The 15,616-nt window shown below is 68.8% G+C and carries 10 protein-coding genes and 1 pseudogene; 3 read left to right on the forward strand and 8 right to left on the reverse strand.

Annotated elements, in window-relative coordinates; genetic code table 11:
- From HR086_RS34735 to HR086_RS34745, 3 genes and pseudogenes are all read right to left on the reverse strand, one after another.
- Positions 1-210, reverse strand: a pseudogene (locus tag HR086_RS34735) (hypothetical protein); the annotation flags it as partial.
- A 108-nt stretch (positions 211-318) separates the two neighbouring features.
- Complete coding sequence (locus tag HR086_RS34740; RefSeq protein ID WP_174458273.1) at positions 319-2,025, reverse strand: glycoside hydrolase family 71/99-like protein; 1,707 nt, start codon at positions 2,023-2,025, stop codon at positions 319-321.
- Positions 2,026-2,109: 84 nt separating this feature from the next.
- Positions 2,110-3,198 carry a hypothetical protein gene (locus tag HR086_RS34745; RefSeq protein WP_174467784.1) on the reverse strand — a complete coding sequence of 363 codons (1,089 nt, stop codon included), beginning with the start codon at positions 3,196-3,198 and terminating at the stop codon, positions 2,110-2,112.
- A 302-nt stretch (positions 3,199-3,500) separates the two neighbouring features.
- Between HR086_RS34745 and HR086_RS34750 the strand changes: the two genes are divergently transcribed.
- Positions 3,501-6,257 carry a phosphatidylserine/phosphatidylglycerophosphate/cardiolipin synthase family protein gene (locus HR086_RS34750; protein ID WP_174467785.1) on the forward strand — a complete coding sequence of 919 codons (2,757 nt, stop codon included), beginning with the start codon at positions 3,501-3,503 and terminating at the stop codon, positions 6,255-6,257.
- Between the two features lie 15 nt (positions 6,258-6,272).
- Here the strand turns inward: HR086_RS34750 and HR086_RS34755 are convergent, their stop codons facing one another.
- A complete protein-coding gene (locus HR086_RS34755; protein WP_174467786.1) occupies positions 6,273-7,727 on the reverse strand; it encodes a hypothetical protein in 1,455 nt (484 codons plus the stop codon).
- A 196-nt stretch (positions 7,728-7,923) separates the two neighbouring features.
- Here HR086_RS34755 and HR086_RS34760 point away from each other — a divergent pair, with 196 nt between their 5' ends.
- Together HR086_RS34760 and HR086_RS34765 are read left to right on the forward strand one after the other, a co-directional pair.
- Complete coding sequence (locus HR086_RS34760; RefSeq protein WP_174467787.1) at positions 7,924-8,772, forward strand: metallophosphoesterase; 849 nt, start codon at positions 7,924-7,926, stop codon at positions 8,770-8,772.
- Positions 8,773-8,900: 128 nt separating this feature from the next.
- The gene (locus HR086_RS34765; protein WP_174467788.1) at positions 8,901-10,619 is read left to right on the forward strand and encodes a DEAD/DEAH box helicase; all 1,719 of its coding nucleotides are present in this window, start codon (positions 8,901-8,903) and stop codon (positions 10,617-10,619) included.
- Positions 10,620-10,625: 6 nt separating this feature from the next.
- Here the strand turns inward: HR086_RS34765 and HR086_RS34770 are convergent, their stop codons facing one another.
- From HR086_RS34770 to HR086_RS34785, 4 genes are all read right to left on the reverse strand, one after another.
- Complete coding sequence (locus HR086_RS34770) at positions 10,626-11,306, reverse strand: Fe2+-dependent dioxygenase (RefSeq protein ID WP_174467789.1); 681 nt, start codon at positions 11,304-11,306, stop codon at positions 10,626-10,628.
- Positions 11,307-11,323: 17 nt separating this feature from the next.
- Positions 11,324-13,528, reverse strand: coding sequence for a TonB-dependent siderophore receptor (locus HR086_RS34775; RefSeq protein WP_254614760.1), 2,205 nt, complete (start codon positions 13,526-13,528; stop codon positions 11,324-11,326).
- 221 nt (positions 13,529-13,749) lie between these two features.
- On the reverse strand, positions 13,750-15,327 hold the full coding sequence (locus tag HR086_RS34780; protein ID WP_174467790.1) for a PepSY domain-containing protein: 1,578 nt from the start codon (positions 15,325-15,327) through the stop codon (positions 13,750-13,752).
- 8 nt (positions 15,328-15,335) lie between these two features.
- Positions 15,336-15,616, reverse strand: a 281-nt coding sequence (locus HR086_RS34785; protein ID WP_174467791.1) for an energy transducer TonB, incomplete at its 5' end; no start/stop codon positions are given.

Raw genomic sequence — 15,616 nt, forward strand, 5'->3', positions numbered from 1 at the left:
GACAGCCTGCCCCTGGCCCCCCAGGAAGATCACCAGCGGATAACTCGCCCCGGCATTGTCGTCATAGCCCTGCGGCAGATACTCCCAGTAGCCGTAGCTGATGCCCGGCACCGTCGCCTTGGGTCGCGCGAGGATCTGCCCCTGTGCGGCCAACGCGCCCTGCGCGAAGAACAGGACACAGCCCAACAAGATGCGCTGCGATATCGACATGGCAACTCCTCTTCAACCTTGGGGGAGTCGATACTTTAGCCACCGAGTTGCACCACATCCAGCAATTTCTTGACTTGCTGCCTATGCCGATAAGCCAAGGTGCACGCTCTACTGCCTGCGCAGCTCGATGGAATCCATGTGGATGAAGTTGGCGCCGTTCATCGCCGGGGCCTGGGTGTGGAAGCCCAGCTCCAGCGTGCCTCCGGTCACGGAGATGCTCGGCGTCTCCACCCGCGTCCAGGAGCCATACGTCCCGAGCGAGGTGAAGACCGGCTCGCACGAGACACACGTCTTCGCCTGGAGGCGCGCGAGCCCGAAGTCGCCGCCCTTTCGCACCCACGCGCTCACCTTGTAGCTGCCGGATGGAAGGCCGGTGATGACCTGGTACGTCCACGCCTCGTACGCCGCCGTGCCCCAGTGGGTCAGGTGATAGGCCCCGGACTGAGCCCCGTTGTACGTCTCGCTGAAGGCCGCCCACTCCGTGCCATTGGGAGACCACGTGGACCAGCCCGTCATGCCTGACTCGAAGCTGGGGTTGGTGAGCGGAACCGTCGTGGGCGTGGAGCCACCATTGAGGATGGCCTCCGCCTGGGCGACCTGGAGCGCGACGAGGTGCTGGAAGGCCTGGTCCAGTTCAGCCTGCCTCGCCGCGTTGCCGGCGTGCTGCTTGCGCTGCTGGTAGAGGGTGTTGATGAGCTCCAGCTCGCGCTGTGAATAGGGCACGCCCAGCCGCTGCTGGAGTGTGGTGAGGAAGCCGTAGCCGAATTCACGCGTTGGTTCGAGCATGGTGCCTTCGCCATAGTCGTTCCACGTCGCGAGTTGGATATGGCCGACACTGCTCCCGAGGGCCGCGTCCAGCGTCTGTTGGAACGAGCCCAGCCCGTTGTGGGGAATGCTCCAGGTGGGGCCATCCCAGCCGCCCGAGCTGTAGAACGTGTGGAAGCCCGGGTAGGCCACGCCCATCTTCAGGCCCAGGGGACGGTTGGCGTAGAAGTGATTCAGCCCCGCCATGAAGTCCGAGTAGATCCACGCGTACTCGCCGCTCGCGTTGGCGCCCGCCTCCTGGGACTCGTACCAGAGCGTGAGGAACGCCGGCTTGGGTGACAGCGAGGCGAAGAGGTTCGTCCAGTCCGACGGCGTCTGGAATGTCTGCGGACCGAAGTCGAGCAGCAGCGGTGCGTTGTTCACCCGGATGTAGTTGCCCTGGGGGAAGTAGTGGTCCCTCAGGTAGCCCATGTCCGCCCGCCCCGCCGCAAGCTTGTCGGTGATGATGCCCGCGTTCGCCGCGAGCTGGATGTTGTGGTCCTCATAGACGATGGCGAAGTCCAGGCCCACCGCCGCGGTGCGGGCGATGAGGGCCTCGGAGTTCTGCTTGTTCTTCGGATAGTCCCAGGCATTCACTGTGCCGGGCCAGTCGATGAGGACGCCGTCCACACCGGCGTACTTCATCAGCAGCAACTGATACTCGATGACGTCCTTGTCCCCGGAGGCATAGGGGCCAATCAGCGGGTAGTAGTGCGCGGCAATCTGCCGCCGGCCGGAGCCATCCACGTTGTTGGGGTTCTGGTTCGCCATCGTCCAGTGGATGCCCCAGGACCCATTGCCGGATGAGGCCTGGGTCTCGAACCACGGCATCAAGTGGGCGTAGACCTTCTTGCCCACCGACTTCGGCACACGCGCGGGCGCCAGGGCGAATACGGCCGAGGACTGCTCAATCCCTGACGATTGGACTTCTTCTGACTGCGTATCATTGCAGCCCGCCAGGACCAGGGCGACCAAGGCCACGCCAAGACCCAACCACTGACATCGCTTCATGGACAGACTCCGGGGTGACGCGGGGGAGGCGGCACCCTACTGTCCTTGCTGTGTGGCCTTTCAAGCCCCTTGTCACGCTGGCGTTCAGGGCCCGTTGGTGTCCCTGTCCCTCAGCACGGCATAAGACGGTCGGATGCGGCCGGCGGTGTCATACCCCAGGGGACTTCCATCCCAGGGCTCTGGCGCGATGATGCCCCGGTCCTGCATGGCGCAATTCGCCGCCGTCGAGCACTGGTTCGCGGAGTTGTAATAGTAGATGCGGGTGATTCGCCCACTCAGGTTCGGCAGCCGCAGGATGAACTTCGTGGTGTCTCGTTGGGACACGTCACCGAACACCTGCCCATCCGCGTTCCGGTAGAACGCTCCCACCTCCGTCAGCCAGACGTGCCCCACGTCCCAGCTCGCGTCCAGCCCCCCGAGCCAGTTCACGAAGGTCCGCGTCGTGCAGCCCGTGTCTCCGGGCACGCAGTGCGCACCGCTCGCTTGATAGCGATTGGCGTCATGGTGCGGATGGATGCTCCACAGCCTGGGCCGGTGGCTCCGCAGGAAGATGCGATAGCGATCCCAGTACGGGTCGTTCGGCGTCGCGTCGAACTCCCCCGCCGCCACCGTGCAGCCCGGACAGATGCTCACGACGAGCCGGTAGTAGAACGCCGCCCTCAGCGGCCCGCAGTTCTCCAGGTCCTCACTGGAACATGTGGGCTGATCCAGCGGGACTCCGCTCTGCAGGACGGAGTTCGGGAAGTTCGGCTCGTTCCAGGCTCCCACCAGGGTGATGGCCGGGTACGTCGCGTGGAATGACTCGAAGGCCGCGCGGAACTCCACGTCCGTGGGTGCCAGGTACTTCCCATTCGCCGCCTTGCGCAGATCGCTCGGTCCAAGCGTCACGTAGGGCTCCACGGCCTTCGCCGCCGTCGCCTGCAACCACGCCTCGAACTTCAGCCTCCGGGCGTCGTTCGCGGGTCGCTGGGCCACGTCATAGGGCACGACGACTCGCGCCCGCTTCACGTTGAGCCCGTCCCAGGCCGGATGGGTGAACGTCTCCGCATCCGAATCCGAGATGCCCACCGCGAAGTCCACCAATGAGCGCGGGACTGTCCCCGCGTCCCCATGGACCTCCTTCTCGAGCACCCCGTCTCCACAGCCCATGACACTCGCCACGACGAGCGCCATCAACAGATGACTCTTGCAACGCGATGGAATGGTCATGAACCCGAAGACTAACAAATCCCCACGCAAATCCCAGACTCGTTGCCTCAGGCAATCAATTCCAATCCGCCTGCAATTTCATGCGGCGAGTCCCAGGAAAGCGCGGCATCGGGGGCTCGAAGCCCGGCCCCCGCTCCAAAACCTCGACTCCGTCCATCGAAGGGCGCCGCCACGGCTCAATCCCGGCATAATGGTTCCTCGGTCGACCGCTGGAGCCGTAAGTCGGTGAAGGCGGGCGACGGGATGTCCTGGGAACCGCGCGCGCCATGTTCCGTCGTCTAGTGGTCGTCTTCGATGCCGGCTCGGAGTCCGAGGCGGTGCTCCACGCGGTTCGACGGCTGAGCGCCGCGCCCGAGGCCGTCTATCTGTACGGCCTCGTCCCCGAGCGCAGCGAGCTGGAGGCCCCTCCTCCCGCGAGCCTCACCGTCCTGGACCGGCTTCGACACGCCCTGCACGCCTGGAGCCCCACACTCCAGGTCAGTGGCGCACTCGAAACCCACCTCGATACCCGCTCACTCATCGAGGCCGCCACGAAGCACGGCGCCGAGCTCGTCGTCCTCGGTCCCCACCTCGACACGTCCCCTCGTGCCCGGGTCAGCGCCATGCTCACGCTCTCGCTGCGCGAGCACGTCCCCGTGCTCAACATCGGGAAGGCCCCCGCCACCGCGCCCAGGGCCCCGTCACGCATGGCCGTGGCCATCGCTCCAGATGGACGGGGACTCGGCTCGGTGGCGACCTTTCTCTCCCGCTGCGCCCTGCCCTCCGAGCTCATCGCCCTCACCACCGGCTCGGCGCCCGAGCAGACCTCGCACCTCCAGGCCCTTTCGCGCGCCCTGGGCATCACGCAGACGCTCCACGTCGAATCCCTCACCGAGAACCCCGCCGACAGCCGCATGGAGGCCTTCGACGTCGCGGCGCTCCGCTCCGGCGCGGACCTCCTGGTCATCCCCGCCGACGCATTGGCCGACATGGAAGCCCTGGTGCTTGGGATGTTGGGTGCCAGGGCCCTCCAGGAGGCTCGCGTCCCCACGCTGCTCCTGCCTCGCACGCAGACGGCGTCCGTGTTGTTCGAGGACCATTACGCCGTCTCCGACTCCGTGGCCGTCCCCGGATTGGCGCCCCGCTTCTCCGTCGAGCGCGTCGGCTTCATGTCGAGCATCTCCGTCCCCGAAGCGGGCCCACTGTCCGTGTTCGAGGGCGGAACCACCCTGGGAACCACTCGACACGAAGGCGGCACCGCGGCGCTCACCGCGTCCTGGTTCGACCACGTTCGCGGACTCCACCCGCTCGCGTTCTCCTTCTCCGGCGCCTCCGCCCCCAGGAACCTCTCCCCTTGCTACGTGCTCGGGCCCGAAAAGCCCCTGTTCCTCGTGGACAGCCAGCTCGACGAGGACGCGCTCGAAGCGGTGCGCGCCCTGGCGATGGACCGTCACCACCTCGTCTTCGTTAGGTTGCGCGACACGGACTCCCTCGACGAACAGCGCGAACATCTCCGCGAGCTGCTGCCCGACACCCCCTGGCCCCTGCTGCTCGATGCCAGCGCGTGGCTCGACGACGCTCGCGCGGACGATGTGCCCCAACAGGTCGACGGACAGCGCCTGCTGCGCGTGGCCACCCGTCTCGCCGCAGCGGGCGTCGCCATCTCCGCCGTCGTCACTCGCGACGCGCACAAGCCAGTCCATCCGTACCTGCGCACGCTGAGCCCCGCGGAGTGTCTGGCGCTGCCCCGGGCAACCGCCCTGGAGCCCCTCTCCATCCCCGACGCACCAAACACCTGGTCACGGGAGCTGGCACTGGCGGGCTGCAGTCCCCTCCTGGAGGGACACCACATCGACTTCGAGCTCGACAACGGGCTGGCTCGCGAGTCCGTGCTCGAAGCCATCGACTCGGCCCGAAGCACCATCCATTGGCAGTGCTACATCGTCGAGGACGACGCCGTCACCGCCCGCATCACGCACGCACTGAAGCGAGCCGCCTCACGCGGTGTCCACGTGCGCTTCCTCGCGGACGCGCTCTACAGCGGCCACGACTCCTTCGGCGCCCTCAACCCCGCCCTCGTGACGCTGTCCGAGACACCCCACGTCGAGGTGCGCGCCATCGCGCCATTGGTCGGCGTACCCAGCCTCTCCGAGCTCAAGCAACGCAACCACCGCAAGCTGACCGTCATCGACTCCGAGCGCGCCTTCGTCTCGGGCCGGAATCTCGGCGCGCCCTACTACACGGGCTTCGATGAAGTGGGCCTGCGACGGACCTCGCACTATCGCGACATCCCCTGGCTCGACTGTGGCGCGCGGCTGGAGGGGCCACTGGTCAGCGTCCTCGAAGGCGCGTTCCTGTCCGAGTGGACCCGCGCGGGCGGCGAGCCCTATGCCTTCCCACCCACGCAATCCGTGGGGACGATGGCGGCCCGAGTCGTCCTGCATGAAGGACTCAGGGACACCCACACGCTCGACACACAGCTCGCGCTCATCCGCCACGCACGCTCACGGCTCGTGCTGGTGAACACCTTCCCGCTGCTGCTCGAACTCCAGAACGCGCTCATCGCCGCCGTGCGCCGGGGCGTCCGCGTGGAGGTGCTGTTCGGCAGCGTCCGGCCGCACTACGGCTCCGCGCGGACGTACTTCCCGGGTGGAGCGCTGCGCGAGGTGGCGGACCGCTACGTCCGCAGTCGACTGGACGCGGTCATCGAGGCGGGCGGCATCGCCTACGAATGGGCGCTGCCCGCCATGCCGGAGTGGGAGCCGGAGCTGGAGCAGCTCTTCCCCCACGTCCACGCCAAGCTGATGGTCTGCGACACCAGCGCCGTCGCCATCGGCAGCGCCAACCTGGACGTCACCGCCGCCTACTGGGAGAGCGAGGCGCTCCTCGTCGTGGAGGACGCGCCCTTCGCCGAGCGCCTGCTCATCGCCCTGAACGGGCTCTTCGCCACGTCGCGCAGAATCGACCGCGAGGACCGGAGCTGGCGCGACGAAGTCGAACAGCGCGCCTGGGTCGGCCGGAACTGGCCCTCGCTCGTCGGCTGAGCCACGCCGGCCCGACTACCCGGTCCGCGCGATGCGATCGGGCGCGTCCGGATGCCTCGGGTCGCGGTCCAGCTCCTTCCCCTTCTCCTCGGGGCGGGTGTGCATGCTGTTGAGCCGGCTGAGGAACTCGTCCTTCGGCATGCGCTCGGTGCGGCCCCAGGGGTTGGTGTACTCGACGTACTCCTCGCCGGTCTTCGGGTCCACGCCCGTGCCCGTCACCACCACCTGGTGGCCTCCTGAACCCCACGTCATTCCCACCGCCACCGACTCTCCAGCGGCCGTGCGCTCCTGGATGAGCTCCCACGCCGCCGCTTCCTCTTCGGCCCCGCCAATCCCCTTCACGGTGTCGACCTTCCGGTCGAACACCGCCTCCGCGAGCCGATCAAACTCGTCCGCGTACAGGCCGCTGTGCGTCTTCTTCCCGTCTTCGTAGTGGGCGTCCGTCTTGTCCTGGTAGTCCTTGTCGCCGTTCGCCACTTCCATGAACGCCGGCGCAAGCAGCTCCTGGCTCTCCGAGCGGACATCCTCTCCGCCCTTCGCCTCGGCCCCCAGCGCCTCGCGCTTCATCACCGTCTCGCCGTCCGCCAGCGTCACCTCGCCGGAGCTGCTCGCCAGTCCCGCGACGAGGCGCACGTACTCGGCCGGGTTCTCCATGAGGAGCTGGATGGTCGCCGCGGTGGCCGCGCAGGTGCCCTTGTTGCGCTGGTTGACGGACTCAGGCGTCGCGAGCTCCTGCACCACGTCCGACAGCAGCGCGCCGCGATCAATCCCCTCGCCCAGCTCCTGCGTCTGCAGCGTGTGGAGCTGGTCCAGCACATCTCCCTCGCCGCCCAGCGCCTCTTCACCCGGCAGCTTGCCCTCCAAGAGCAGCTTCTGGAGCGCGAGCGTCGCCACCGGGTCGCCCGCGGGCTCCACCGCCATCAGCCCATCGCGCACCTCCTGATACTGCTGGCGCTCCTCGGGGGAGAGGTTCTCCAGCGCCTCCTGCTCCAGGGCCGCGTTGGCCTCCACCTCGGCCACGGCCGCCTGATGGCGCGGCGACGCCGGGTCCGTGTCCGCCGCGTCGTTCACGTCCTTGGCGTCGCGGGTGATGTTGGCGCCCTGCGCGGTCTCGCTCAGCTTCAGGAAGTTCGCGCCACCCAGCAGGCGGTCCGCGTTGGCCAGCGCGTCCTCGCGCGTGCGGGGCTGTGCCTCACCCTCGCTGAAGCTCCGGAGGCTGTTCGACTGCGAGCGGATCTTCTGAACGTCGAGGTCGTTGTAGACATCGCGACGCGTGGGCCCCGGAACGAACTCATCCGGGTTGATGGCCACCGCGGCACGCTCCACGCCCTTCTGCGTCGGGCGGGAGAAGCTGTCCTGCGACGTCACCGCGGGCTTGCGGACTTCCGGCTTCGGCTGGGCCGCGGCGACCGACGTGTCACTTTGCGAGGCACGGGTGGGCGTGCCTCCACTGGAGGAAATGCGCGTCATGGGGAGATCTCCGGGGGTTTGGATTGCGGCCAGGCCCGAGGGGCAACTCAGCCGCGACTGCTTTGTATGGATTATCTCCACACTCCCAGGGAAGTTGCGAAGCCCGGACAACTACTCTCTGGCCCGGTCAGACCCCTGGGCCCGCCCCCGTCGCTGCGCCACCCGACGCCAGGACGCGTCATGCTGAGAGGCGACCATGGCCCCCCGTCCCGACGACTTCTACTTCGCAGCCGTGGGCGACGTGCACGGGCGGATGAACCGGATGGTGTCCTTCCTCCAGTCCTGGACGAAGAACGCGCACCGGGAGCTGGCCTTCGTGCTCCAGGTCGGAGACTTCGAGCCCCACCGCGACGACGCGGACCTGGCGACCATGGCCGCCCCCGCGCGCTACAAGCACCTGGGCGACTTCGGGGACTACCACCAGAATCGCCGCCGCTTCCCCTGGCCCGTCTACTTCATCGGCGGCAACCACGAGCCGCACGGCCACCTGGACGCGACCCCCGAGGGCGCGCTGATCGCCACCAATTGCCGGTACGTGGGCCGCGTGGGCGTCGTCGAACCCAGGGGGCTGCGCGTCGTCGGCGTCTCCGGCATTCATGACGAAGGGGGCTTCCAGAAGCCGCATCCGCCCCTGTCCCTGCTCGGCAGCGTGTCCCTCAAGGACTTCACCTGCTTCAACGAAGAGGACATCGACCGCGCCCTGGGACTCGAACGGGCGGATGTCCTCCTCGTGCATGACTGGCCCTCCGGAATCATCGCCACCGAGGACCGCGAGGACTTCGCGCACCAGCGTCGCAGCCCCAGCGCCGAGGCCGTGGGCAACGACTACGCGCGGCTCGTGGCCGAAGCGCTCCAGCCCTCGCTCGTGCTCTGTGGACATCTGCACAAGCGCTACCGGGGCACCCTCGCCCACTCCTCCGGCCGAGTCTCCCAGGTGTGCTGTCTCGCCAGCGTGGAACAGGGGGCGGACGCCTTCGCCGTCTTCCACGCCACCCCGACAGGGCTTCATGAGGTCACCGGGCTGGGGGTCCCCGAGCAGGGCTGAAGCCCCCGCTGAGGCTGTCGACTCCCAGGCCGTCCACCCACCAGCGCCCACCAGGGACGCGATAGATGTGGGACAGAAGGGCGATTCTTAAAGCCACGAGGGAGGAAGCCGGTGGTACAAGCCCCGGCGTGACTTCCGCACCGCCGTCTTCGCCCCCCGTCGCCTCCTTCGAATCCCTGGGCCTCAAGCCCCAGCTCGTGGAGGCGCTCAGTGCCCTCGGATACGAGGAGCCCACGCCCATTCAGCAGGCCGCCCTCCCCCCGCTGCTCGCAGGGAAGGACCTGCTCGGTATCGCCGCCACCGGCTCTGGCAAGACGGCGGCCTTCGCCCTCCCCCTCCTCCACCACCTGAAGCCGGGTGAGGCGGGCCCCCACAACACCTCCGCCCTGGTGCTCGTCCCCACGCGCGAGCTGGCCATGCAGGTGTCCGAGGCCATCCACCGCTACGGCCAGAAGCTGGGCGCCACCGTCCTGCCGCTGTACGGCGGCCAGGTCATCGGCCAGCAGCTGCGCGTGCTCAAGCGCGGCGTGGATGTCGTCGTCGCCACCCCCGGCCGCGCCCTGGACCATCTGCGCCGAGGCACCCTCCAGCTCGAGAACGTCCGCACCGTCGTGCTCGACGAGGCCGACGAGATGCTCGACATGGGCTTCGCCGACGACCTGGAGGCCATCCTCTCCGGGACGCCCGAGAACCGGCAGACCGCCCTCTTCTCCGCCACCCTGCCCCCGCGCATCGCCAGCATCGCCGAGCGCCACCTCCACCAGCCGGTGCGCGTGCGCATCGCCAAGGAGAAGGTGGAGCCGGGTGAGCTGCCCCGCATCCGGCAGACCGCGTACGTCGTCCCGCGCTCGTTCAAGATCGCCGCGCTGGGCCGGCTGCTCGATGTGGAGTCCCCCACCGCCGCCATCATCTTCTGCCGCACCCGCACGGAGGTGGACGACCTCACCGTCTCCCTCAACGGCCGGGGCTGGCGCGCGCACGCGCTCCACGGCGGCATGACGCAGGAGCAGCGAGACCGCGTCATCAAGCAGCTGAAGTCGCATGGCACGGACCTGCTCGTCGCCACGGACGTCGCGGCGCGCGGCCTGGACATCCCCCGCCTGTCCCACGTGGTGAACTTCGACGTGCCCAACGCCCCGGAGGCGTACGTGCACCGCATCGGCCGCACGGGCCGCGCGGGTCGCGAGGGCGTGGCCATCACGCTCGTCGAGGCCCGCGAGAGCCGGCTGCTGCGCAACATCGAGAAGGTCACCGGTCAGCGAATCACCGTGTCCACCATCCCCACCGTGGCGGACCTCCGGGCCCGTCGCCAGGAGCTGATGCGCGCCACGCTGCGCGAGACGCTGGTGGCGGGCGGACTGGAGTCGCTGCGGAGCATCGTGGAGGACCTGGCCGGCGAGTTCGAGCCGCTCGACATCGCCGCGGCGGCCGTGAAGCTGCTCCAGGACTCGCAGGACGAAGGCCGCGCGAAGGAAGAGGAGGAGATTCCCGCGGTCTCGCCGGCGACGGAGCGGCCGGCTCGCTCCAGTGGCCCCTCGTCGGGACCGGGCGGGCGTCCCGTCCGCTCGGAGCGAGGCGCCCCGAAGCGCCCGGCGGGCCCTCCGTCCTGGGACACCACCCGGCTGTGGATTGGCGCGGGCCGTGTGGCGGGCATGCGTCCCGCCGACCTGGTGGGCGCCATCGCCGGTGAAGCGGGCCTGGACTCGTCGCGCATCGGCGCCATTCAGATCGCCGACGGCTTCTCGCTCGTGGAAGTCCCCGAGCCGGATGCCAACCGCGTCATCGCCGCGCTGAAGGCGGCGACCATCCGCGGTCGCAAGGTCGTGGTCCGCAAGGACCGGACCTGAGGTGACTCAGGGCTCCGCCCACTGGCGGAGCAGGTTGTGGTACACGCCCGTCAGCATGACCAGTGAGGGGCTCTTGGGCACCTCCTGGTGGAGCTGCATGATGGCGGTGTCCATATCGAACAGCAGGGCGCGCCGGGACACGTCGCGCACCATGCTCTGCACCCAGAAGAACGAAGCGAGCCGCGCCCCCCTCGTCACCGGGGTGACGTGGTGCAGGCTCGTCGACGGGTAGATGATGAGGTCCCCCGCGGGCAGCTTCACCGCGTGGTGGCCGTACGTGTCTTCCACCACCAGCTCTCCACCGTCATAGCTGTCCGGCTCGGAGAGGAAGAGCGTCGCGGACACATCGGTGCGCACGCGCTGCCCCGTCCCCGGAACAGGGCGGATGGCGCCGTCCACGTGCGAGCCGAAGGACATGCTCGTGTCGTAGCGGTTGAACAGCGGGGGAAACACGCGCTGCGGAAGCACGGCGGAGATGAAGAGCGGACTGCGCTCCAGCCCCGCCAGGACGAGTTCCCCCAGCTCCCGCGCGGCGGCGCCGCCTTCGGGGAGCTGGAGGTTCTTCTTCACCTGGGCGGACTGGTGGCCGGCCGTGACCTTGCCGTCCGTCCAGTCCGCCTGCTCCATCACCGCGCGGCAGCGGGCCACCTCGGGCGCGGTCAGGACATTGGGAATGTGCAACATCATGACCGCGACCCTCTTGGTTAGAAGCGGTAACGCGCCGTCAGCAGCGCGGACACGCCATCGGCGGGCACCGCGTGGCCGCCGTAGTACTGGTCGTAATACAGCGTGTCGGTGAGGTTGTAGACGTTGAGTTGGACCTGCGCCTTGCCGAACGCGTAGCTGGCGAACGCATCGAAGCGCCAGAAGTTCGGCACGTAACTGGTCGCCGTGGTGGGCGCTGCGGGATTGCTGACGCTCGTCACGTCCTGGTAGACGGCGCCGCCGCCCACGGTGAAGTCCTTCAGCGGCGAGTACGTCGTCCACAGGGAGATGCTGTGGCGCGGCGTGTTGGGCAGCCGCTGGCCCACGAGGAACGCGTTCGTGTGCTCCACGATGGCGGAGTCCATCAGCGTGTAGTTGGCGAGCACCTTCCAGCGCTCGACGATGGTGCCGGCGATGCCCACGTTGAAGCCCTGCACGCGCTGCTCACCCTCGAGCACCTGCGGCGGCCCCTCCGGGTCCGTGTTGGGCACGCGCGCGTCCGTCTTCGTGATTCGGAACACCGCGCCCGTCAGCCCGAGCCGGCCGTCGAGCAGGTCCGCCTTGGCGCCCGCCTCCAGGATGGCGTTCTTCTCCGGGTCCAGGCTCACGGTGTCCGCGGACACCGAGCCCAGCTCCGCGGAGGGGCTGGAGGACGTGCCGTACATGCCGTAGACGCTCACCTTCTCCGCCGGGTGCAGGACGACGCCCGCACGCCAGTTGAAGAGGTGGTCGCTCTTGCGCAGCCGGCTCTTGGCGCCGGTGTTGCCCGTGGTGGAGTAGTCGGTGTTGAAGACGTCCCAGCGCAGCGAGCCCACCAGCTCCAGGTACTGACCCACCTGCACCTGGTCCGCGGCGAAGAGGCCGAGCGTCCGCTGGATGCTCACGTTGGAGCCGGAGAACACCGGCGACACCGCGGACAGGTCCGGCTCCGCGTCCGGCTCGAACAGGTCCGCCGGGATGTTGGGCCCGGTGGGCAGGCCCACGGCGTTGAGGTTGTCGCGGGACTGGCCGCGCTTCTCCCACGACAGCTCCACGCCCGCGTTCGCGGTGTGCTTGATGAAGCCCGTCTCGACTTCACCGCCCACGGTGGCCTGGTTGGAGATGACGGAGTTGTCCGTCTCCGTCTGGAAGCGCTGCCGGCCGATGGTGGTCGGCGCGCCCGCGGGGGTGAGGCCGCGCGGCGCGGTGGGGCTGGCGAAGCGGTCCACGCGACCGAAGCGCAGCGTGTTGGTGAACTGGAACTGCTCGCCCAGTCCCTGGGTGAGGCGCGCCGTGGCGACGTGGGCATCGACGCGCTCGGTGTCCGCCTTCACGCCGTAGAAGTTCCCGCGTGGGACATCCAGCGTCTCCGTGACGGGCTTGCCGTTGAAGTAGGGCACGCCGTAGTCGGGAAGGCCGTCCTCGCGCTGGAAGAGGTAGTCGAGCTCCAGCGTGGTCTGCTCCGCCACCTTGAAGCGCAGCGAGGGCGCCAGGCCCAGCCGGTTGTCCTGGACGACATCGCGGCCCGCCGTGGAGGCCAGCTGGCCCATGAGGTTGAGGCGCGCCTGGAAGTTCTCCGACACCGCCTCGTTGAGGTCCGCCTCGACGCGGCCCGACGGCGCGGTGCCGCCGCTCAGCGCGACCTCCTGGAAGGACGTGCGCTTGGGCTTCTTCGTCACCAGGTTGATGGCGCCGCCCGTGGAGCCACGGCCGAAGAGCACCGAGGACGGACCGAAGTACGCCTCCACGCCCTCCAGGTTGAACGTGTCGCGGGTGAACCAGCCCAAGTCTCGCGCGCCGTCGCGAGACACGTCGTTCTGCGCGGAGAAACCACGCAGGATGAAGGCGTCACCCTGACGTCCCCCTTCGCCGGCGCTCATGGTGATGCCGGAGACGTTGCGCAGCGCGTCCCGCACCGTGGTCGCCTGCTGCTCCTCGAGCACCTCCTCCGGCACCACCGTCACGGACTGCGGCGTATTCACGAGCGCGCGCTGGATGCGGGGCAGAGAGCTCTCCTTGACCTGATAGCCCTCCGCGTCGCCCTGCACCTGCACGGTGGGCAGCGTGAAGTGACCCTCGGTGCCCTGGGTTTCCGGCACGGGCGTCGTGGCCTGGGGCTCCACGGGCGCGGCCTCCACCGGGGCCTCCGCCGCCACCGGCACCTGCTGTGCTTCCTGCTCCTGCGCCACCGCCCCACCGGCCGCCAGCGCCGATGCGAGCCCCATCGCGGGACCCCACGGCCTCAGCGCGGAACGAATTCCTCCCGTGTGACCCGCGCTCGTCCGGATTCCAGGGCTGCGTGACTTGATGAACGACATGACTCTCCCCACTCCCAGGCCCATCGAGGGGCCGTTCCAGTTAAATTGAGAATGACTGCGATTTTCAGAATCAACCAAAGGGCGCCCGAAGGCGTCGCGGGAACCTCGCCCGCCCGTTTCGAGGTGTCCTAGGCGGGGGTCTCCGGCGAGCTCACGGGCGTGGGCTCGGACGACGCCGGCACGGGCGTCGAAGTGCGCGGGTTTCGCTTCGGGAAGAAGCGTCGCCACGACAGGGCGAAGCCGGTCCACACGAGGAAGACACCACCGAGCGAGGCCATCGCGGCGATGAGCTGGCCCACCCACCCGAGCGCCTCGCCAGTGTGGAGGAAGCGCAGCCAGGTCCTCAGCTTGCGTCCGCTGTTGAAGTCCGCGAAGCCCTCACGTTTCGCGATGACGCCCGAGAACGGGTCCACCGAGAACTGCGTGGAGGCGAACAGCGGCCATCCATCCTGTTCCTTCACGTTGAAGGTGACGGCGTCGACCTTGCCGTCGCTGTCACCCTTCGGGCCGCGCGACTCACCGCGCGACTTGCCTTCGGCTCGGCGCTCACCTTCCGCGACGGGCGCGCCACCCCGCGACTCGGCGCGACGCTCGCCCTCAGCGGCCGGTGCCTCAACACGGCGCTCACCTTCCCCGACGGGCGCGCCACCTCGCGGCTCGGCGCGAGGCGCACCCTCACCCGCTGGTGTCTCGGTGCGACGCTCACTGTTGGTGACGGGGGCCTCAGCGCGACGCTCACCCGCCACGACCGGAGCCTCGGCGCGAGCGCCAGGCTCACCCTGCCCTGCCCGTGGCGGCGCGGACGGTGCCTGCCCTGGGGGAGCGGACGGCTTGTCCTGCCCACCCGCCCCTCGGGGCGGCGACGGCAGCCGATACGTGATGCTCGCCCAGGCGGGCACCTGCTCCTGGACCGTCGCGAGGAGCGCACCCAGTTCCTTGCGCGGCGCTCCACCCTCCGGCGGTGTCACCTTCACGCCCGCCGACCCCGGAGGCCCCTGCGTCGCGGGCGCAGCGTTGCCCGTCACCGAGTAGACGAAGTCCGACGCCCACTTGTACGAGATGACCATGCCGGACGCCGTGAGCACCACCAGCACCGGCATCGACCAGAGCCCGATGACGTTGTGCCAGTTGAAGTCGCGAGGCTTGCCCTTCAATCCCCGCTTGAACCAGAGCACCGGGCGCACCGTCTTCAGCGTCCACTTGCGCGGCCACCACAGGTAGAGCCCCGACAACGCCAGGAACAGGAAGCCCGCGTTGGACGCGCCGGTGATCGCCTTGCCGATGGCGCGATTGTCGCCGCCCGTCGCGAGCCACCGGTGCCAGTCCTCCATCACATGGAAGAAGTCCCGCCAACCCTTCGCCCCACCCTCCCGCACCTCGCCCGTGTACGGATTGACGAACACGACGCCAGCGCGCCCCAGGGCCACCTGCGCGGCCGCCGTCGCGGACGGATACACCGTGACACCCGACACCTGGGCCTCGGGCTTCGCCTCGCGAACCTTCGCCACCAGCGCCTCGATGGGCAGCCGCCGGACCTCCGCCTCGGGAGCCGGCACGGCGCGAGCCTCGGCCTCCGCCCACTCGAGAACCTGGGACTCGAACGCGATGGCCACCCCCGTCACCGACATGATGGCGACGACGATGCCAACGACGACACCGACGACAAGATGAATCCAGAACAGCGGCTTGCGGAGCGGGAGGGCCATGACCTGCTTCAATTCAAGGAGAACTGGACGGGAAGCTCGAGGATGACGCGCACGGGCTTGCCCTGGCGTCCGATGGCCGGCGTGAAGCGCCACCGATTGACGGCCGCGATGGCCGCCGAATCGAGCATGGGAATGGAGCGGATGACCCGCGTGTGCTCGGTCTCAACCTCACCGTCCGTGCCGACGATGATGCGCACCAGGACGAGCCCCTGGACGCCATCGACGCGAGCCCGACGGGGGTACTCCGGCGTGAGCTGCTTCAAGACGGACGGAGGTCGCAGCACCTGCC

The organism is Myxococcus sp. CA039A (assembly GCF_013336645.1).
Taxonomy (GTDB): Bacteria; Myxococcota; Myxococcia; order Myxococcales; family Myxococcaceae; genus Myxococcus; species Myxococcus llanfairpwllgwyngyllgogerychwyrndrobwllllantysiliogogogochensis.

Coding starts and splice junctions, on each gene's coding strand:
- HR086_RS34740 (WP_174458273.1), bottom strand. CDS start 2,025: ATGAAGCGATGTCAGTGGTTGGGTCTTGGCGTGGCCTTGGTCGCCCTG.
- HR086_RS34745 (WP_174467784.1), bottom strand. CDS start 3,198: ATGGCGCTCGTCGTGGCGAGTGTCATGGGCTGTGGAGACGGGGTGCTC.
- HR086_RS34750 (WP_174467785.1), top strand. CDS start 3,501: ATGTTCCGTCGTCTAGTGGTCGTCTTCGATGCCGGCTCGGAGTCCGAG.
- HR086_RS34755 (WP_174467786.1), bottom strand. CDS start 7,727: ATGACGCGCATTTCCTCCAGTGGAGGCACGCCCACCCGTGCCTCGCAA.
- HR086_RS34760 (WP_174467787.1), top strand. CDS start 7,924: ATGGCCCCCCGTCCCGACGACTTCTACTTCGCAGCCGTGGGCGACGTG.
- HR086_RS34770 (WP_174467789.1), bottom strand. CDS start 11,306: ATGATGTTGCACATTCCCAATGTCCTGACCGCGCCCGAGGTGGCCCGC.
- HR086_RS34775 (WP_254614760.1), bottom strand. CDS start 13,528: ATGGGGCTCGCATCGGCGCTGGCGGCCGGTGGGGCGGTGGCGCAGGAG.
- HR086_RS34780 (WP_174467790.1), bottom strand. CDS start 15,327: ATGGCCCTCCCGCTCCGCAAGCCGCTGTTCTGGATTCATCTTGTCGTC.